15 protein-coding genes are annotated in these 19,753 nt (G+C 45.2%); 3 read left to right on the forward strand and 12 right to left on the reverse strand.

Going from position 1 to position 19,753, the window contains the following annotated elements:
- Position 1: 1 nt before the first annotated feature.
- The 10 genes from Y697_RS12215 to Y697_RS12260 all read right to left on the reverse strand — a co-directional run bounded on the left by Y697_RS12215 (position 2) and on the right by Y697_RS12260 (position 11,183).
- Positions 2-1,819, reverse strand: coding sequence for a DAK2 domain-containing protein (locus Y697_RS12215; protein WP_121551946.1), 1,818 nt, complete (start codon positions 1,817-1,819; stop codon positions 2-4).
- Between the two features lie 133 nt (positions 1,820-1,952).
- A complete protein-coding gene (locus tag Y697_RS12220) occupies positions 1,953-2,153 on the reverse strand; it encodes a cold-shock protein (protein WP_099828610.1) in 201 nt (66 codons plus the stop codon).
- Between the two features lie 173 nt (positions 2,154-2,326).
- Complete coding sequence (locus tag Y697_RS12225) at positions 2,327-3,751, reverse strand: DUF4129 domain-containing protein (RefSeq protein ID WP_259462552.1); 1,425 nt, start codon at positions 3,749-3,751, stop codon at positions 2,327-2,329.
- Positions 3,738-5,018 (reverse strand): DUF58 domain-containing protein, encoded by a 1,281-nt coding sequence (locus Y697_RS12230; protein WP_121551948.1) that lies wholly within the window; start codon positions 5,016-5,018, stop codon positions 3,738-3,740. The genes Y697_RS12225 and Y697_RS12230 overlap by 14 nt, the downstream gene beginning before the upstream one ends.
- On the reverse strand, positions 5,005-5,955 hold the full coding sequence (locus Y697_RS12235) for a MoxR family ATPase (protein ID WP_121551950.1): 951 nt from the start codon (positions 5,953-5,955) through the stop codon (positions 5,005-5,007). Before Y697_RS12235 ends, Y697_RS12230 begins: the two co-directional genes overlap by 14 nt.
- 156 nt (positions 5,956-6,111) lie before the next feature.
- Positions 6,112-7,128, reverse strand: coding sequence for an extracellular solute-binding protein (locus Y697_RS12240; protein ID WP_183083811.1), 1,017 nt, complete (start codon positions 7,126-7,128; stop codon positions 6,112-6,114).
- Positions 7,129-7,140: 12 nt separating this feature from the next.
- On the reverse strand, positions 7,141-7,929 hold the full coding sequence (locus tag Y697_RS12245) for an ABC transporter permease (RefSeq protein WP_121551951.1): 789 nt from the start codon (positions 7,927-7,929) through the stop codon (positions 7,141-7,143).
- Positions 7,929-8,813 (reverse strand): ABC transporter permease, encoded by an 885-nt coding sequence (locus Y697_RS12250; RefSeq protein ID WP_121551981.1) that lies wholly within the window; start codon positions 8,811-8,813, stop codon positions 7,929-7,931. Before Y697_RS12250 ends, Y697_RS12245 begins: the two co-directional genes overlap by 1 nt.
- Complete coding sequence (locus Y697_RS12255) at positions 8,803-9,951, reverse strand: ABC transporter ATP-binding protein (protein WP_183083812.1); 1,149 nt, start codon at positions 9,949-9,951, stop codon at positions 8,803-8,805. The genes Y697_RS12250 and Y697_RS12255 overlap by 11 nt, the downstream gene beginning before the upstream one ends.
- Positions 9,952-10,001: 50 nt before the next feature.
- Entirely contained in the window at positions 10,002-11,183 is a 1,182-nt protein-coding gene (locus Y697_RS12260; RefSeq protein ID WP_121551955.1) for a DUF401 family protein, read from the reverse strand.
- 67 nt (positions 11,184-11,250) lie between these two features.
- Here Y697_RS12260 and Y697_RS12265 point away from each other — a divergent pair, with 67 nt between their 5' ends.
- Entirely contained in the window at positions 11,251-12,186 is a 936-nt protein-coding gene (locus tag Y697_RS12265) for a S9 family peptidase (RefSeq protein WP_121551957.1), read from the forward strand.
- Positions 12,187-12,338: 152 nt separating this feature from the next.
- Here the strand turns inward: Y697_RS12265 and Y697_RS12270 are convergent, their stop codons facing one another.
- Entirely contained in the window at positions 12,339-13,298 is a 960-nt protein-coding gene (locus Y697_RS12270) for a GNAT family N-acetyltransferase (protein WP_121551959.1), read from the reverse strand.
- A 117-nt stretch (positions 13,299-13,415) separates the two neighbouring features.
- On the opposite strand from Y697_RS12270, the gene Y697_RS12275 reads away from it, so the two are divergent.
- The gene (locus Y697_RS12275) at positions 13,416-14,585 is read left to right on the forward strand and encodes a TraB/GumN family protein (RefSeq protein ID WP_121551961.1); all 1,170 of its coding nucleotides are present in this window, start codon (positions 13,416-13,418) and stop codon (positions 14,583-14,585) included.
- 422 nt (positions 14,586-15,007) lie between these two features.
- A complete protein-coding gene (locus Y697_RS12280; RefSeq protein ID WP_121551963.1) occupies positions 15,008-17,506 on the forward strand; it encodes an ABC transporter substrate-binding protein in 2,499 nt (832 codons plus the stop codon).
- A gap of 395 nt (positions 17,507-17,901) precedes the next feature.
- Here the strand turns inward: Y697_RS12280 and Y697_RS12285 are convergent, their stop codons facing one another.
- Positions 17,902-18,531, reverse strand: a complete 630-nt coding sequence (locus Y697_RS12285; protein ID WP_121551964.1) for a class II aldolase/adducin family protein — start codon at positions 18,529-18,531, stop codon at positions 17,902-17,904.
- Positions 18,532-19,753: the final 1,222 nt, after the last annotated feature.

A 19,753-nucleotide genomic window follows, 5' to 3' on the forward strand; every position in this document is an offset into this window, starting at 1 on the left:
CTCATTTGACTTGAACGTCTGGTGACCACGTATCTCTTTCGCAAAGAATGGAGACGCTTACTGCCCCTACTCCTGCGCTTATGCCGACTACTGGAGATACCTCCATTATGTACTCGGGTTTCTTTCCGAGTAGCTTGGTCAGGCTATCTTCATAAGCCTTTGCAGTCTTGTGAGCATGAGCATGAGTTATGTTGTAGGAGACGATATGGCACTTCTTGTTCAACTCTTCAACAAAGCCAAGTATCTTCTTCATGTTTCCAAGTTTGCTGAAGGCCTTTCCGTAAAGTTTTGAATTGCCTTCTCTATCCACAGATACTATAGGTTTCAAATTAAGGGCCTTTCCTACCAATCCAAGCACCGGGCTGACTCTCCCACCCTTTACCATGTATTTCAGTGTGTTAACGCTGACGAAGATCCTTGTGTTGTTCGTCAGGGTTTCAATAGTCTCAACTATTTCATCATGATCCCGTCGTTCCTCAATCATCATTGCGGCCTTTAGTACAAGGAGACCAATTGATCCAGATACATGCCGGGAGTTGATTACGCTGATCTTCTTCCCCTTCAGTCGCTCGGCAGCCTTTGTGCTGGCATTCCATGTACCGCTTAGTTTATCCGAAACATGAATTGCTATTATTGAATCATAGTGTGTTCCGAGAAAGTGATAAAGATTCTGAAATGTGTTCATACCTGGCTGCGCTGAAACTGGGTAGTCCTCTGCAGAGTCCAGCAAAGAATAGAATTGATCGGCCTTCATCGTTATTTTGTCTAGATACTGGCTTTGACCAAAGTTGAGATACAGTGGAACCATCTGGATCTGATAATAATCCATTACTTCCTTTGGTAAATCGCATACAGAGTCTACGACGAGAGCGATTGGATATTTCCGTTTCTGGCTTACTCTATACTGCATTTCCATGTCGTCAACCTTCTGCTGAGTCACATTTCCAAAGTCCTTCAGTTTAAAAAATAACTCTGCCGGTTCATTTGTGTGAACATGGATTCTTACTTTACTCTCGGTACCGGCAACAAGAGCGGAGTCTCCAAATTCGCTAATGATTGACTTAATTCCTTCGATATTTAGTTTTGTACCTTCAATTATCGCTTCAGTACAGAATCTATTCTCAATGTTTCCTTCGTCGATGTGAACGTGATTTCTTAGCTCAACATCAGGGATTATCTCATCTTCGAGATTCACACCCTTGCCGCTTAGAAAGGTTTTGATCCCTTCAATAAATGCAACAAAGCCCTTTGCGCCGGCATCGACTACGCCGGCCTTCTTCAGTATGGCTAGTTTCTCAGGGGTTTCTTCAAGCGACTTCTGAGCGACGGCGTTCGACTGAGCTATCACTTCGAGCAGCGATTTGTCTGAACCATCAATAGCATTGAGAGCATCGGCCCAGTCCTTCATAACGGTCAGCATAGTCCCTTCAACTGGAGTAACCATTGCGTCATAAGCGTATGATATAGCTTCTTGGGCAGCTCTTGCAAAAGCTTGTCTGTCAATACTTTCTCGATTTCCTATTGCAGTACTGAGCCCATGCATATACTGGGCGAATATCGCGCCAGAATTTCCCCTCGCTCCCATTAAAGCAGCATCAGCGATTGATCTGGTCGTCTCACCGATTGAGTTGGACACATCTGTTAGCTCGAGAATATACCGCATCGTTGAAGCAAGATTTGTTCCCGTATCGCCGTCGGGAACAGGAAAGACATTTATCTTGTTCAGGTCATTCTGTACCTTTATTACGGCACTGGCACCCGAGGAAAAGGCATTGAAGAACATGGTTCCGTCAAGTAGATTCATTGATCTGGAGTCCATCATTTCCTCCCGCTGTTTGTTTTGATTATTGATATGTTAGCACAAGGAAGAGAGATTAGTCGGATGATTACAGGATAGAACAAAAAAATCGCCCGCTAAAAGCGGGCGATCAGGTTCCTATATGGACAATCGATTACTTAGCAATTCTAACTTTTGCTGCCTGAGGACCCTTTGGACCGTCTTCTACATCAAACTCGACTCTCTGTCCTTCGTCAAGGGTCTTGAAACCGTCCATCTCAATAGCTGAGAAATGAACGAAAACATCCCCACCGTCATCCTTAGTAATGAATCCATAACCTTTTGTTCCGTTGAACCACTTTACTGTTCCTGTCATACTTAAATGTTCCTCCTTAAAACTACCTTGCACCACTTGCAAAGCGATAGTGTCCTTTGGACAGATAGATTATAACACAGACTTTCAAATAAAATGCAAGCCGACTGCAAGATTAATTTGATTATTTCTAAAATTAGAGCCTTTCGGGCTTTGCTAATCTAGGGTGATTTAGATTATTGTGTTCTGTAAAAGGCTTCATTTGAGCTATCTAGATATTCCTTCAGCTCTAACAGAAGACTTCTGAATTCTCTGCACTGAGCCTCGTCAGGTTCGCAATTGCCATATTTTACCGGAAGATAGATCTCTGTGAGCTCTTTAAGGAAGAGATTAGGTTCGTTCTTAGTTTGTCTAATTAGTTCTAAGGGTGTCAGATTTCGCTGGTCATCGAAGTAAATGTCTCTGAGTAACTGATAGCTTGAGATGATGAACGTTCTGCCCTCGCAGTTATCAGAGATGAGCATGATCTTTTGACAGCCTTCCGTTCTATTTGATTCTTCAACGGGTGGTGTAGAATGTACTGTTTGCCGCTTCCCTGTGATTACAAATATAATGTAGGCAAGAAGAGATGAGAGAATCGCAATGCCGACGAGTGTTGTCCACCTGAGGATATTGTAAGCCGAAAGACCCATGCGCTCTGCCACTTCGAAATGAGCTTCTTCGTCTTCCTGAAACCCAGGTTCTTGAGGAGGAGATAGAGATGCTGAAGGTTCACCGGAGATGCCGCCGGTGCCAAATACAATGTCTTCTGAAAGAGGTAAGGATCTCAAATACATGAAGCCACCAACTAGAACTAGCACAATGGAAATCAAAATCATAAAGGGAGGAACAAGTCGCCACCAGCCCCTGAACTCACTGACAGCCTTTCTTGCTATGGAAACAACAAGAACTAGAGTGATTATGTAGAATCCAAATAGAAAGAGGGAGTCTAAAAATCCTATCTCTGATACCTCTTCTCCAATTGAAGACTCATTAGGATTTTCTATAGCTCTTATTCCAGAAGGTAACGGAACTTCTGTAGCTGCTACGGACACTTCGCCTTTTATAGATATTTCAGATTGAGTTTCGTTGATGTCAACGGCTGAGGACTTCATTCTTGCAGATAGTAGCCCTCCCCTGTAGTTGCCTAGAGACAAAATGGCTACTAAAGGAATTATGACTCCGAGAACCACGAAGGTCTTAGGAACGTTGGGCATTAAGAGCAACCGTATTAGAATAACCATAAGTGTAATGTAAGCTCCCGTATGTTGCAGTAAAGGATTTGCTGAAAGAGAGATGCCGACAATGAACAAACCGAAAACAGATAGATATTCCTTTCTGTCCATCGTAAGTACGATTCCCACTATTGCTCCCAGTGCTGAAAGTGACAAAGAGACACCCGTTCTCAGAACACCAAGAAGCAAAATCATTATCGTGAAGAAGAGAATCGGCAGCAATAGATAAATACTGCAACCAGCTTTCGTCCTTCCAAGGTAAAACAGAAAGGCTACCAGCCCCGCAAGAATCCCCGCAAACAAAGCTCCTCCGGCTAAGAAAAGCAGCACGAAACTTGCTGTAAAGACTAAACATGCTTCAGTTAGCGAAAACCTATCGATTCTCAAGATCGACAAGCACCTCCTGGATCGACTGGTTATCGCCCACAACTCTGACAACTATCTGCTCCTCTTCGAGAAGAGCGGCTCGTCTTTTTAATGACTCGATTGTTCTTGGAAGCATCTGATAAGAAATAGTTCGCTTTGTCCAGGGATCTCTTGGGTTGAAAGGAATGATTATTACTACGACCCTGCTGCAATGAGATTTCGCTTTTAGGAGCTGGGGAAGAATATCTTCTCCGAGGTACATAGAAATAATCACAACCGTTGTTGCCGGGTCAAATCGTTCAAGATCTTCTTCTATTATCTCGGAGAGCTGTGGACCCTGATCGCTGCCTCTGGTGTCGGCCAGCACTTCGGCAAAGTCAGTCCAATTCCTACCAAGGCTACTCAACCTGAGAACATCATCACCAACAATCACCAAGCCGATTCTACCTCCTGACCCATATGTGAACCTGACTAAACTAAGGGAAAGCTGTACGGCGATCTCCTCATAGTCAATCCTGATCTTTTCCCAAACGTCGCGAGCGAAGATCTCTCTTGAAAGATTCAAGTCGAGGTAGAGGATGGTGTTACTGACAGCAGTGTATCCAAACTCTTTTATCATTAGCTTACCAATCTTTGCCGAGGCATTCCAGTGAATCCTGTTAAGAGGTTCCCTTTCGTACTCCTTTATGCCTCTAAAATCTACGGGATCCTCCATAAGCTCAAAATCGCTGCGGCTACCGGGTAGCAGCTCTCTGAGTCTCAGAGGAAAGCAATCGATATTCATAACCTTTGGGAGCACAAGTATGAATTCTGGGGCAGAGTATTTGGCTGTGTGTGAGAAGAATCTCAGAGGGTCCTTTGAAGTAAGAACAAGCCCGGACAAATCTTTCTTTCCCCGTCTCCTGAAAGTCATTTTCGTCTCAACTTCTCTTTTCCCGTTTGAGGACAAGACGAAGGAGCTTTCTTTCGGTACGAAGTATTCTCTATCACCTCTAATTACGGGAAAGACAGTTGTACTCAGTGAAATGAAACGGCTTCCTTCGACAGAGTATTTAAGGGTGAGAGTCTCACCCGAGAAAAGCCTTTCTCTGTCAATAGAACGAGTTATAGTAAGTGTTTTCAGAGTCGTTCTAGACAAATAGTAATAAAGCCAAACAATCGCAGAGAGCAGTACGAATGTTACTGAATAAGCATTGAAAGAAAGCAGTGACCAGCAAACCGAAGCGACCGTTGCAACTATTAGCGGTCTCTTTCTGGACTTGATTTCCTCAAGTTCAAGCCTTTTCATACTCTAAAGGAATTGGAATAGACTGCACTATATCCGTAACGATATCTCTATTCGTTCTTCGCATTAGTCTGGCCTCCGGCCTAATAATAACCCTGTGAGAGAGAACATCCGGCGCTACTTCTTTGACATCGTCGGGGATTGTGAAGTTCCTCCCCCTCAGACCTGCGAGGGCTCTCGCTGTCTCCATCAAGGCTATTGATCCCCTTGGACTCGCACCCAACTGAATCTCTCGGTGTTTTCTCGTCTCATTAACAATGGAAACAATGTACCCAAGAAGAGAGTCCTCAACTAGTATCTCTTTTGTCTGCTTCATGACGTCAATCAGTTCCTCCTTACTTGAGACGGGTTTCAAGGCATTTATAGGGTGTTCTGACGAGATTCCCTTGAGCAGTCCCTTCTCACTCTGTTCGCCGGGATAACCCATTGCAAGTGAAATAGCAAATCTGTCCAGTTGTGCTTCAGGGAGTGGGAACGTTCCTTCGAACTCGACTGGATTCTGAGTCGCAATAAGGAAAAACGGACTCCCCATTTTGAGAGTCCGGCCTTCTACAGTTACTTGTCTCTCGGCCATAGCTTCGAGAAGGGCGGACTGTGTTCTCGGAGTCGTCCTGTTAATTTCGTCCACGAGAAGAATCTCAGTGAATATCGGACCCTTCCTGAAAGTGAACTCATGTGTCTTAAGATCCAGGATGTTCATACCGGTTACATCTCCAGGCAGGAGGTCTGGAGTGCATTGTATTCTGTTGAAGTCAAGCCCAAGCGAGACGGCGAGACTTCTTGCCAGCATAGTCTTTCCAACTCCGGGAACGTCGTTTATCAATACATGCCCTCCGCTTAAAAGGACGGCAAGAACTCTTTCGATTACAGGGTCTTTGCCCACTATCACTCTGGATATGTTGTTCACTAGTTTGCTTCCAAAGTCTTTTATGGGAATCATATCTCACCTCTCGGAAAGTCTGTGGTCTGTTGAGTTTAGCACAGAAAAAACCAACTATCTAAAGATAATATATATTCCTCCAAAAAGCGCATCTCCTAACTCAATGGAGATGCGCCTGAGATCAAACGATTCTAGTGAATGCTTTCTGGTCTAAGACTACAACCCGAATCTAATCTCATTCCAAAGGGTGTTGTAAATACGAAGATCCTCTCCAAGATCCTTAATCAGTTCGGTATTCTCAAGATCTTCGGCAGAATATACGGGTTTTTCCTCAGTCAGTTCTCTTGCAGGCACATTTGGTGAAGGCAGAAGAAGGTAATCGGATACCTCTGCCGCAACGTCGGGCCTCAGTATGTAATTCATGAAGAGGTGTGCATTCTCCAGGTTAGTAGAGCCTTTTAGAATTACAAAACTGTCTATCCACATTGTGCTGCCTTCCCACGGTATGAAGAAATCGATATACTTCAGCTCTTCTTCTGTGGCTTCATAGAAGATATTTTCACCGTAACTGTGTACCACCCAGAACTCTCCTGAAATTATTCCCTTTGCGAAGAGCTCATTATCGAACTTGACAATATTATTCTTCCATTTTAGAATCAGATTCTTTGCTTCCTCGAGTTCATCTGGATTGGTTGAGTTTACTGAATAACCTAGATACTTGAGAGCGGCACCGAAAACTTCTCTCATATCATCAAGTAGGGTCATCATTCCCTGGAATTGCGGCAATTCGAAGATCTTCCACGATCTCGGATAGACCTCGACAAAATTCGCGTTAACCGCGATTCCAGTAGTTCCTACCATATAGGGAATACTATATGTATTATCAGGATCGTAGTACATTTGTTCTACAACATCAGGATCTATGTTTGCGAGATTTGGCACCAGAGACTTGTCAATAGGGATCAACATGTCTTCCTTGATCATGATACTTGTATAATCTGCCGAAGGCATGGCTAGATCATAACCACGGGCTCCTGCTTTGATCTTGGCGAACATTGTCTCGTTTGAATCGTAATTGTCGTAAGTCACATTTACGCCATACTCCTGTGAAAAAGCATCAATAACCTCGCTGGGAATGTAGTCCGACCAGCCATAAATAATTAGATTTCCTTGTCCGAATACTAGTGCGGTAAGCAAAAGTAAGATACCGAAAATTGGTAACCTTCTGATCATTATTTCCACCTCCTAAAAGATCAACTTTCTGAACTTGCTTCCAAAGAGAGAGATGAACAAAGTTCCAACAAGAAGCAGAGTCGAAAGTGAGTTTATCACCGGGGAGACCCCGAACTTAATCATTGAATAGATTTTCAAAGGCAAAGTAGTGGATCCGGGCCCGGCAACGAAAAACGTGATAACAAAATCGTCAATGGATAGTGTCAGACTGAGCAGGAAGCCTGCCATTATCCCAGGCATAATCATAGGAACGATCACTTTTCTGAAAACTTGATGACTCTTTGCACCTAAATCTCGGGCGGCCTCTACCATTGAATAGTCAAAGTCTTCGAGTCTTGTCATTACTGTTACAGTAACATAGGAAACGCAGAAAGTCACGTGCGCGATAAAAATCGTAAAAAGCCCCAGGGGAATACCGAGGGCAACGAAAAAAATGAGCATAGATACACCCATCAAGATATCGGGAATTATCAACGGTGTGTAGACCAGCACTCCCAAATAGCCTTTCATTCTTGATTTATACCAGTAGAGAGACACGGCCGCAAAGGTTCCGATCACTGTCGCAACCAGAGAAGATGTGAGTGCAATGATGACGGTATTTGCAAAGGCTTTCCAAATATCGGCCTGTCTGAATAATTCAGAGTACCACTTCAAAGTAAAACCTGTCCAAGCAACACCTTGTCTTGCGCTGTTGAAGGACAGTATGACAAGAGCAACAATGGGAAGGTACAGGAAGGCGAAGGTAAGAGTGGTAATGGTTAAAGAAAACCTCCGCTTTCCAATTACTTTCTTGGTTTCCATCAGATCTCTTCCTCTCTCATATAGCTTTCGCGAATGGTGAACCGTCTATTGCTTTGAACCTTGTTTATTCTCATGTAAACAAGGAGTCCCAAAGTTGAAATCAGAAGGAATATCATCGAAATTGCTGAAGAAGATGGCCAGTCTCTCGCAACAGTCAGCTGTCTGGCAATCAAATTGCCCAGCATTGCTCCATCCGTCCCACCAACCAGGTCTGGAATTGCGTACGATCCAAGGGCGGGAATAAAAACTAAAATGATCCCGGCTATTATACCTCCCTTAATTGATGGCAGAAGAACCTTCAGGATAGCCTCGGTTCTCTTCGCTCCCAAATCCATTGCTGCCTCGACAAGCCTAAAATCAAACTTCTCGATTGCGCTATATAGAGGAAGTATCATGTATGGAAGATACATGTACACGATTACAAGAATTACTGCCCCTGGTGTGTACATTAGAGAAAGAGGCTTAGGAAGCCCCAGTAATTGCAGGAAAGAGTTGATAACGCCGTTTCTTCCCAATATAACCATCCAGCCGAATATCCTTACCAGAAAGTTTGTCCAGAAAGGGACGATCACAAGGGTTAGAAAGACGTTACTCTTTTTCGAGGTGGCTATGAAATAGGCTGTTGGTAAGCCGATTCCAAGACAGATAACAGTGGCAATCATAGAAATCCAAGCGGTTTTCCATAGAATTTGCCAATATCCTACGTTGCCTAGCATTCTAGTGTAGGCCTCAAAAGAGAAAGGAAGCTCTACGCCTCCATATATTGCGGATGTCAGGAAGCTGTACAGTATGATTATCAAATAGGGTATGAGAAAGAAAACCGTCAACCACAGAACGCCCGGCATCGATACAAGAAACCCTGCTAGATCTCGCCTACTCTTCAAAAGGAACACCGCCCATCTCCCTCAAAACATAGCTGTCATCCGCAAACCACCAGACATAAACATTGTCTTTCCAGGAAATAATCACTTCGTCTAGTAAATATCTTACGTGCTGTTTGAATGCCTTCATGAAGGATTGACCAATAGCTACTGTGTATTTTGTTTGACTTCCAAGATAAATCGTTTCGTCAACTACTCCCTTCAGAACGTTCAGCTTCACACCTTCGGGAACGATTGGTTTGTCCTTGGTTATCTTGACCTTTTCAGGTCTCAATGAGATTTGAATTTCCTGGCCTTCCTTTACCTCCATGTCCTTGTAGAACCAGATCTTTCCAAATCTTTCCGTGTCCAGAAGAAAGTATTCATTTTCGACTCTATCTACTTTTCCTGTGAAGAAATTGGTTTCTCCGATGAAATTGGCTACAAAGGCGTTTACGGGACTTTCGTAAACTTCGAAAGGAGTTCCAAACTGGATCACTTCGCCCTCATTCATAACGGCCACATGATCGGAAATCGACATAGCTTCACTTTGATCGTGAGTGACGTATATGAAAGTAATCCCAACTTCATCGTGGATCGTGTCAAGCTCGACCAGCATATGTTGCCTGAGTTTTGCATCTAGAGCTGCAAGCGGTTCGTCGAGCAACAAGACGGTCGGTTTTCCTACTAGAGCTCTGGCAATTGCTACGCGCTGCTTCTGTCCTCCTGAAAGTTGCGAAGGCATTTTCTCGACATGCCCACTAAGACGGGTAAGGTCAATCATTTCCTTCACTTTTCTCTTTATTTCATCTTCAGGTTCCCTTTTTAGTCTAAGGCTGAAAGCGATGTTCTCGAATACGTTCAGATGTGGAAATAATGCGTAATTCTGGAAAACGGTATTTACTTCTCTTTCATTGGGGGGCGTTCCGATAATGTTCTTTCCACCAAGAGTTATGTTTCCGGAGGAGGGATCCTCAAATCCGGCTATCATTCGAAGGATTGTCGTTTTTCCGCAACCGGAAGGACCAAGAAGAGAGAAGAACTCACCTTGTTCAATATTGAGAGAAACGTTGTTCACAGCAGTGAAAGAGTCATCGAAGATTTTCGTCACATTGGAGAGGACAACGGAGTGTTCTTTCAATTCATTCTCACCTCCAGTCATCGTTAGAGCAAGTAACAGTATATACTACTCGAGTCTTGAGTTGTGTTAATTCAAGTTGACTTAAGGAGTACAAAGACAACAACACTAGCCGCAATCGAAAGCAGAGTGACTACCGATATTCTTTTGATGATCCTGGGATATTCAACACTGAAGTATTCGCTAGTCAAAACTAGACACAAGTGAACTGGCGAAAGAAGCACTCCAACAACAGCAAACGTGTAAGCAAGAATAGTTGTAGAAAGTGTGCCGTAACCGTTACCCATGCTTAGAATCAGGGGAAGACTCAGTCCCACTCCTGCTTGAGTCACACCGGTCATGAACCCCATAAGAAAGGGCAGAAGAATTACTAGCGTAAGAGGCGGTATTGACCATGCCATAAGCTCGGCGCCCATAGATTGGGGAACCTCGGCGATCTCGACCAAATTTTTGTAGAAGAAGACAGCAAGAAGCAAGATGAACGTCTTGTACTTTAGAGACGCCACTAGTACCTTTTTCTTGTTCTTATTGACTAGCAAGTAAATGATCGATGTACCTAGAACGGCCAGCCAGCCCGGTTGATTCAGCATCACCAGTATGATAACTGCGATAATTGGCCAGGCGCTTATCATAAGCTCCTTTATCGCGGAGTGACTATATCTTAGCTTAATCGGCTTTCGAATCATCAGTAGATACCCAGCAACCAGAGCGACAGCCCCGATAGGCATTAGCCAGAGCACAAGCATATTGAGTCTTATTCTCGATATACCGGACGCAATAACCAGAGCGGGATATAGGGGCCAGAAAAACTCCATTGCGTGCCTGAACCAGTAATTAAAGACGAGACCGTCTTCATTTGATATTGTCGGATCAGATCTTGCCAGATCCTTAACCATTGGGGCAGAAAACATAGCCCCACCAGGCATTGGAAGTAGACCAATTATTGCAGGCATCAAGGCAATCGAAACCCTTGGCTCAGGGAAAAGTCTTTCAACGGCTCTCACGAACCTCGAAGAATTACCGCTCTTATCCATCGTTTCTCCCAACAAATAGATGGAAAAAACAGTGATGATTACCTTCCAGAATTCCCAGTCACTCAATTCTTTGGCAAAAGCGCCGAAATAGTCTGCCGGTGAAATAAGAAGGACAATACCCAAAGAAATCACGGAAAAAAGGAGCGACAAAGAGATGTCCTTAAAGAGTTTTAGAGATACAATCAAAACGACAATTGCAATTGCGACTGCTAAAGTGTTCATTGGTTCCTCCCGGAAGGTACAGGTTAGCTTATCGAATTATTATATAATTTTATAGAGGTAGATGTAAATGGAAAAGGAGATTTTCGTAAAACGTTATTCTGATCACCCAGAGATCATAGAGACACGAGATACCGCAGATTGCTCAAGAGTGGTTTTGAAGTCAAATTATCCGTCAGACTTCTCTGAAAATAGAAGTATTCCGCTCTATCTCTACAGTGGAGGAAAAAAGGGAACCGTTCTTTTTTTTCACGGGAGGGGCGAGAAGAATCTCGACTATCTCAGGTGGTTTCCTGCGACTTTCGCGAAATGGGGATACTCTGGTGCCATGATGATACTCCCCTTTCATTTTGAGAGAACGCCCGTGGGCCACAGATCGGGCGAGCTTTTTCTAGACCCGAGAACGGATGTTCTGAGAGAAAGGTTCGAAAACGCGGTTGTGGACGGATTAACTGTTCTTAATTACTTGAAATGGGAATGTCCCCCGCCTTACTTTTTGATGGGATACAGCTTCGGAGGCTTCATATCGGTCATAACTGCGGCGCTCGACAGGTCGATCTGTGGACTCTCGCTTGTAGTAACGGGAGGGAACTTCTACCATATAACCTGGAAGAGTTTCGTGACAGGTGTAATGAGAGTCAAATACGAGGAAGACGGTTCTTGCAGTAAGGAGAAGTGCAGAAAACTACATGGCGAAGATCACGAAAGATACATCAGTTCGCTAGAAAGTCCCGAACTGGAAATTGGAAGTGCGCCAATCTCTTGCTTTGAGTACGATCCTCTAACATTCGCGAAGTTCGTCAAGTGCCCGACACTTATCAGCGGGGCCCTCTTCGACATCTTTGTTCCCAGACGTTCTACAAAGGAACTCTCGGAGAAGATACCGGATTCGACGCTCCACTGGATGCCTTCAGGCCATCTTACCTCCATATTGTTCAAGAAGACGATACTTAGGAGTTCTATCGATTTCTTCGAAGGAAAATGTAAAGGGAAGAATGTTCTCTAAAACGCGCGCGGCCCCCGCGCGTTTGCTCTACTGAAAGACCGGGGCTGTAGGGGTTAGAGGTTTGTGGCATCGAGATCAGAAGTGATGCTGCCTCACTTCACGACTTAGTCGGCCTCGCCTCCTGCCAAAGGCAGCTTTGCGTCCGCCGATTGTCAAATATAATCAAATCCATAGTTTGGAAGAGAAAGAGGCAGTCCATTAAATTTACTGCAGCAAAAGACTTCCTGATTGAATTCGGCCAGCGACAGTCTTTCGACGGTCTCTATGAATCTGTCATAGTCCTCTGAAGGCATAATTTCCGTAAAGTAACCTTCCATTTGATCAAAGAAGCTTCGCTTGGAGATAATTTTTGCTGTTCCGGGAAACTCGAACGGAAGGCTCTCCTCTGCCCTGAAGTGTCTTTCGGCGACGATTATGCATTCCTTGAGTCCGAGTTTTTCGATGAAGCACCTTGTCAATGAGATTACATCTTTGCTGCTCCCACCGTATTCAATAACGTAATGACTGTCTTCTCTCTCGACAACTGTGATGTATGCCCTTTCACTCAAGAAGGTTTTTGCCTTACGCGCCTCCGCGAAACCCGTTGAGAAGGTTTTCTCGAAATCTGTGAAGTTTCTGATGTATCTCAAGGGTTTCATTCTGTAGAGATCGAGAATCTTTCCAATGTCTGAGATTCTCGCTTCCCTCATAGAGGCCGTTCTTCCCGGCTTCACGAGAATTCTCTTCATGCCTGGCGGCCTGACCGCTCCGAATCGCTGATACAAACCTCTGCCTCCGGAAATTATTAGTAGTGATAGGCCCATATCTATTGCGAGTTCTTCGGCCTTCACGAGATTCACGGCCCCGTAGTTCTTCCCACGGTAGTCCGGGTGAGTACAGACTGAACCGACAAGACCGACCTTCACCCTGTGTCCGAAGAAAGAGATTTCCCTAGGAAGCAGGCCGATCATCGACACCGGCCTCCCCCCCTCCTTAACGATTGTCATGTTTTCCACATTCTCTTGCGAAAACAGCACAGGAAAGATCTTTCCCATTTCACTCTTGAAGACAAGAGATGCAAGGTCAATCATTCCTTGCAAGTCTTCGATTTCTGCTCTTACGGGATTGCTCAAGAGAACACCTCCCAGGAATAACTAATCAGCTATATAATTGATAATCTCACAAAGACGAGTTGGGCGCAAGATTGTGATTAAATAGAGTTTGATAGTCAAATAGAAAGGGTGATTTCGTTGTCCGAGACAGTACACAGAATAATGCTTGATGACAAAGAATTGATAATTATCGGTACCGCTCACGTATCAAAGAACAGCGCCGAAGAAGTCAAGGCGATTATCGAAGAGGAAAAACCCGATTCCGTTGCAGTAGAGTTGTGCAACTCCCGTTATCAATCGATGCAAGATCAGGATAGATGGAAGAAGACCGATATCGCAAAGGTGGTCAAGGAGAAGAAGTCCTTTCTTCTGCTAGCTAACCTTATCCTTTCCTCTTATCAAAAGAGAATGGCAAAGCAAATAGGAATCCAGGCAGGACAGGAGATGCTGCAGGCTATTGAGTCGGCAAAAGAGACAGGAGCGCAGCTTGTTCTTGCGGATAGAGACATTCAGGTTACTTTCGCAAGAATATGGGGAAATCTTGGCTTCTGGGGAAAGACGAAACTCTTCTTTACTCTCGTTCTGTCAATTTTCAGCGATGAGAAGATTACAGAAGAAGATCTCGAGAAGATGAAGTCGGGAGATATGTTGACCTCTGCGCTCAGCGAGCTTGCCAAGTCCTTTCCTCAGCTCAAGGAGTCATTGATCGACGAAAGGGACAAGTATCTAGCCCAGAAGATCAAAACGGCTCCGGGAAAGAAAGTCGTTGCAGTTGTTGGTGCCGGGCATGTCCCGGGTTTGAAAGAAGCCATAAAAGAGGATCAGGATCTTGCGGCACTCACGAAGATCCCTCCGAAGAAGAAGACCGGCAAGATAATCGGCTGGACGATCTCGATAGCGATCATCGCCTTGATTGTTTCAACGATAATAGTGAATCGCGATGCAGGTCTTGATCAGATTCTCAGCTGGATCCTCTGGAACGGATCGCTTTCTGCTCTGGGGACTCTTGCAGCTCTTGGCCATCCACTCTCTATACTGACGGCGTTTTTCATTGCTCCCGTAAGCTCATTGAATCCGCTTCTGGCTGCAGGATGGTTTGCCGGACTTGTAGAGGCTATTGTGAGGAAACCCAAGGTCTCCGACTTTGAGAACCTGAACGAAGATGTGAACTCATTCAAAGGTTTCTGGAAAAACAGAGTCACGAAGATCCTTTTGGTTGTAGTATTCGCCAACGTTGGAAGCAGTGTAGGCACTTTCATTGGTGGAGCTGAAGTTATCAGGATCTTTATCAAGTCTTTCTTTGGGTAGTGGGAAGCTAACTTTATCAGATCACACCCATTATTGAACCAAGGGAAGAGATCTCTATTCTTTTGGGTCCTGTCCAATTTATGGATGGATTGAGATTTAAGGTTTTGGACTAAGAAGCTGGACAAAGAAAGATTGAAAAGTAAGCGAAAAACAGAGTAACAGAGCTGGTTTTATCCGGCAAAAACACGTAAATCGTGCCTAATTGTTCTTCTGATTTTGCCAGTGAATGTAATATAATAATCTAGCGAACACATTAGCTTCTTAGTGAAGCATTGATTACTTCAGCATCGACAATCAAACACACTGATTTTTTGTTCTATATTTATCTCTCTCGTTTCTTGTCGCTACCTAGACGAAACAACTTTATCCCAGTTTAACTCGTGTCTCCTTCGAAACGCTAATTTCTTAAGGAGGCGAAGGAAGTGAAGAAGCTAACTTACGTGTTGTTAGTCATGCTGTTGCTGCTTGGCGGACTTGCTCTGTCCTCGCAGAAGGGCCCCTATCCCGATCTGGTTTATTTCAACGTGAGAATGTCGGAGGATATCGCGCTGAAGGACACGGCCGAAGGTCTTACGGACATCTTCATGTGGGGTCTTTCAGGACCACAGATCTTCGGGCTGGATCAGGCCACCAGAGACAAGCTAGACCTGTATGCTGTTCCATCAGGTTCCTGGTCGCTACTGATGAATCCGATTCCTAACAAAGCGCCATATGTCGTTGAAGTAGGAGGAAAGGAGTACTTCAACGCTTTCGCAATCAAGGATATCAGATTCGCCATGAACGACCTGATCAACAGGCAGTACCTTGTTGACGAGATTCTTGGAGGAGCCGGAACGCCGGCCTTCACTATGGCCACAACTGGCCAGCCGGGAACGTACAGGTACAATCTTCTCGCCACAAAGTTCGGCTTGACGGCTGAGGGAAATGAGGCGAGAGCTTTGGAAGTCATAGAAAGCTCTATGCAAGCTGCAGCCGCACTACCGGAAAATGTCGGCAGGCTAGAGAAGAAGGACGACGGCTTCTGGTACTTCGATAATGAGCCCGTTACAATCAAGATTGCTATTAGAGTCGATGATCCTCAGGGTCGTCTAAAGGAAGGAGATTACATCGGGGATCAGCTTGAAAAGGCTGGATTGAAAGCGGAAAGGATGTACTGGGACAGAATTAAGTGCAGTAACGTTGTCTACGGAGGCGATCCCGCGGAGTTTGCCTACCAGATGTACACGGAAGGCTGGGGCGCCGGCGCAACGAGAGCTTTCTGGGAACATATCGTCGCGCAAATGTACGCTCCCTGGTATGGATGGATGCCTGGTGGAATGACGGAAGGCTTCTGGAACTATGAACAGGATGAGATCGATGAAGTCACGCTCAAGGCTTACACCGGCAACTTCCTGACAGAAGAGGAGTACTGGGAACTTGCGCTAAGAGGTCTTGAACTCGGTTTGGAAGAGGCTGTCAGGATATACGTTGTCAATCAGCTCGACTTCTTTGTCGCGAACGAATCAAGACTCAAACAGAGGTTCGCCTATGGGCTTGGAGACGGTCTAAACACATGGTCGATAAGAACGGCCGTTACAGATGATCGAACGCTGTTCATAACACAGTTCTCGGCTATGGGGTCTCTCTTCATGGATGCCTGGGACCCGATTGGAACGGATGGTTTTAACAGCGTTTATTCGAATTACATTGCCGAGAACCTTTACGATTCAGCGATGTTCGAAAGCCCAGCTTCGGCTATTCCGACACCTCTAAGAGCGGTGCCGGTTGATGTTCAAACAAAGGCACGACGTAATGAAGAAGGAGACGTTGTCGGAGATTACGAAGTACCCGCAAGTGCTATCAACTACTGCCCGTTTAACGAAGCCTGGCTAGAAGTTGGAGAAGGAAACAAGTCAATCTCCATGGCTACCTACGAATTCAAGTTTGGTAAACTTCACCATGGGCAGCCTATTACGGTCGTTGACTTCCTCTATGCTCAGGCATTCCAGATGGAATGGGCGAACAAAGAGAGCGACGACGACCTCCAGTACGAGCAGGCATATTCTTCCTATCTTCAGAGTGGTCTCGATACAATCATAGGTTGGGTTCTGAACGAGGACAACACAATAACCGTTTACTTCAATTACAACTTCCCGGCGAGTAAAGACAGAGTTGCCAGCTGGGGAGCACCGGGTATAAGCGTTTCTTCGTCAGGCCATCCGGTCGGCTGTGCCTGGGAGATAGCGGAGGCCATGTCTCTACTCGTAACTGAAGGAAGCAAGTCGGGTACTGCTTACTCAATTACAATGGATCCCGCTTTCACCGAAGTAGATGCCATTGCTCCGGCCTGTGTGAAAGATATCAGAGCTAAACTCGTCGAGATGAAGGAAAAGAAGCATATTCCAAACTATATCAAGGAGTTTGTCGACGAGGAATATGTGCTTGGAAGATACGAGGCTGCAATCGAATTCATAGACGATTATGGCCACGCCTATATCAGCAATGGGCCGTTCTATCTGTCAAAATTCGACTCAACTTCCAACTACATGGAACTGAGAGCTTTCAGAGATCCCGACTATCCGTACGAAGACACATACTGGATAGAAGAACTGAAAGCAATAAGGATGGAGATTGACAGCTTGGAAACGCCTGCCTTTGTAGCAAAGGGCAGCGATCTTCCTGTTAGTGTATACGTTTCGGAAGTCACTTATCCGATAGATGAGGCAGTTCCCGCTACAACAGGAAAGGTGACTCTATCCTTGATAGTTGGACAGGAGACACGGGAGTTCGAAGCCGCAATGACCGAAGCCGGTCTATTCGAGTGCGTGATACCGGCGAGTGCCATCGAGGATCTCGATCCTGGATCCTACGACATCATGGCAATTGCCGAGCTGGAGGGAGCAATTCCCGCTTCGGCTTCGACTTCGATAGTAATCTACTGATAAGGTTCCAGTTGAAGAGGCAGTGTCATAGACAGTGTCATAGACACTGCCTCTTCTTTCATTTGCCCAGTTAAGCGATTCAAGACAGAGTGAAAGTCTGCAACTCCAGTTGAAGGCCTTCAGATATGTAGTCCTATTTATAAATCGGAATCAACCCGTCTCGAACATCGACACTTCAGTCGAAGTTGAAATCGGGTAAAGAACTGCGAGGTCTAGCCGAAGGCAAAACTATTTACTAGATGGATCGATTCATTTTGCAAGGAATGTTTTCTAGTAGAGAGGTAAGGCTCCTTCTTCTCGCTGAAAACGACTGGAGAAGTCAAAATTCTCTGCAATTGAGATCGTATATGTAAGATCGGTTACCTTATCCGAGGAAATTCGAATAGTGGCTGAAACTACTCCTTCGATCCTCTTATTTTTTCCAAGAATTTCTCCACTTCTTCGGGAGGAATTTCAAGGTAACCGGGTTTGGCACCGGAAAGGTGGGTGATCTGAGCCAGAAACTCTAGCGTCTCGAGCTTTGCATATGCCTCTTCGATACTACTTCCTCCGACAGTAACTCCGTGGTTTCTCAGGACGAAGGTTCGCGAGCCCAGCTTCAAACCCTCGCCGAATATCTCCGCAAAATCATCCGTACCAGGCATTCTGTAAGGAAGATAGGTTATCGGAGCCAGCATGAGTGCGGTCTCAGGAAGGACATTTACAGGAAACTTCTTCTGCTGGACTGCCATAGTGGTCGCGTAAACGGGATGGGCATGGAAGACGGAAACCACGTCTTCACACTCTCTATAAATCTTCAAATGCATCCTGTATTCCGATGATGGTTCGCGCCTTCCGCTCACTTTCCTTCCAGTCAGATCTACCTCTACAAGATCTTCTTCCGTCAGAAAGTGTTTCACCATTGTTGTGGGGGTAATCACAAAATGATCTCCAATTCTTACGCTCATGTTTCCACCGGTACTCTCGGTAAGTCTTCTGTCCCACGCCAGCCTCGCAAAAAGAACCAGCTCTCTTCTCAAATCCATAATGACCTCCATTTTGTTCTATATTCTGTTCTATATATAGCATGAAATAATTATAAATCGATTCAATTATAGCCATTCACCTTCAGTGACCAGTCTCTGCATTTGGCATAGGCCAGTCGCACATCGTGCAGACAGTTCCGCTATGCGGCCGAGAATAGTTGCAAGTTGTCACTTCCAAGTTGCAAACTCTAGACCCGAAGAAGAATAAAAGATCAGACGCAATGCACCGTAAAGCATCGGCGGTCGCAATGCTGACAGAAACATGTCAGGACGCAAGGCTGGCGAAGGTCACGCCAGGTCGCAATGCCCGCTTCTCGGGGAAAGAGCAGATGAACGCCGCTAAGAACCACGTTATCCGTCAACGGTCCTCCGTCCTCCGAAAAAGAAGAAGAAGAAGAAGAAGAAGAATAACCAGAGCAGAAGTGATGCCGCTTCCAGATCCTACACCCTACGACCCCAGACCCGGCTCTTCATGGCTCTTGATCTAAATCCCCGCTCGAGCGGGGGGAACCGCTTGCGGTGGGGTGTGTGCTCTTTGACAACGTTTAGAATAGGTTGGCTCCTCGCAATTGAACGACAAATTTACTCTTCACGTTATTTGGTCTGTGATCCATATGTATGGTTTTAAAAGCAACCAAGAACGCACAACGAATAACCGTTATCAGAACATTATTTCAAGGCAGCTGCTTTTCCAGACTTTAGATACTCGTGCACACCCTCCGCCACTACGTGGCCCTCCTCCCTCAAGGGAGGATTTAAGATCAGGAGCCAAACACAGCATTCGCACGAGAACCAGCATATTAGTGAAATTTAACTCCCTGACTCATGGGTAATAATGAGCTCTCGAGAAGGAATTAAAGAGCTTTTCAAGGCTTTTGAGATCCAAGATCCTTACTTCCCTCCTACTTTCCCCTTCTCTCTACTCTCTGAATAATGGTTTGACCAAGAACGGTTATTGTGGAGACGACCAATTCCGTCATTCCGACAAAGCTCCTGATCGGAATCTCGATACTATTGCTTCACGGCTCTCCTCGACGAACGGATAACCGTTTTGTTTTGATCTTTCGAGACCCGTTTCGTTTGGCTTTTTTACTTGCAACTCACTACTTGCAACTTGAAACTTACAACTGATTCCTTGCTCTTTTCTTTGGTTTTTGCCTCCTGGTGCGTAAGTGCCAGCATCACTTCCCCGGATGTTCCTCCCGGGCATCACTTCCTCGCG

It is taken from the genome of Mesotoga sp. BH458_6_3_2_1 (assembly GCF_003664995.1).
In the GTDB taxonomy this organism is placed as follows: domain Bacteria; phylum Thermotogota; class Thermotogae; order Petrotogales; family Kosmotogaceae; genus Mesotoga.

Excerpts from the sequence above, each read along its gene's own strand:
- Y697_RS12215 (WP_121551946.1), bottom strand. The coding sequence starts at position 1,819 with ATGGACTCCAGATCAATGAATCTACTTGACGGAACCATGTTCTTCAAT.
- Y697_RS12220 (WP_099828610.1), bottom strand. The coding sequence starts at position 2,153 with ATGACAGGAACAGTAAAGTGGTTCAACGGAACAAAAGGTTATGGATTC.
- Y697_RS12230 (WP_121551948.1), bottom strand. The coding sequence starts at position 5,018 with ATGAAAAGGCTTGAACTTGAGGAAATCAAGTCCAGAAAGAGACCGCTA.
- Y697_RS12235 (WP_121551950.1), bottom strand. The coding sequence starts at position 5,955 with ATGATTCCCATAAAAGACTTTGGAAGCAAACTAGTGAACAACATATCC.
- Y697_RS12240 (WP_183083811.1), bottom strand. The coding sequence starts at position 7,128 with ATGATCAGAAGGTTACCAATTTTCGGTATCTTACTTTTGCTTACCGCA.
- Y697_RS12245 (WP_121551951.1), bottom strand. The coding sequence starts at position 7,929 with ATGGAAACCAAGAAAGTAATTGGAAAGCGGAGGTTTTCTTTAACCATT.
- Y697_RS12255 (WP_183083812.1), bottom strand. The coding sequence starts at position 9,951 with ATGACTGGAGGTGAGAATGAATTGAAAGAACACTCCGTTGTCCTCTCC.
- Y697_RS12260 (WP_121551955.1), bottom strand. The coding sequence starts at position 11,183 with ATGAACACTTTAGCAGTCGCAATTGCAATTGTCGTTTTGATTGTATCT.
- Y697_RS12265 (WP_121551957.1), top strand. The coding sequence starts at position 11,251 with ATGGAAAAGGAGATTTTCGTAAAACGTTATTCTGATCACCCAGAGATC.
- Y697_RS12285 (WP_121551964.1), bottom strand. The coding sequence starts at position 18,531 with ATGGATTTGAGAAGAGAGCTGGTTCTTTTTGCGAGGCTGGCGTGGGAC.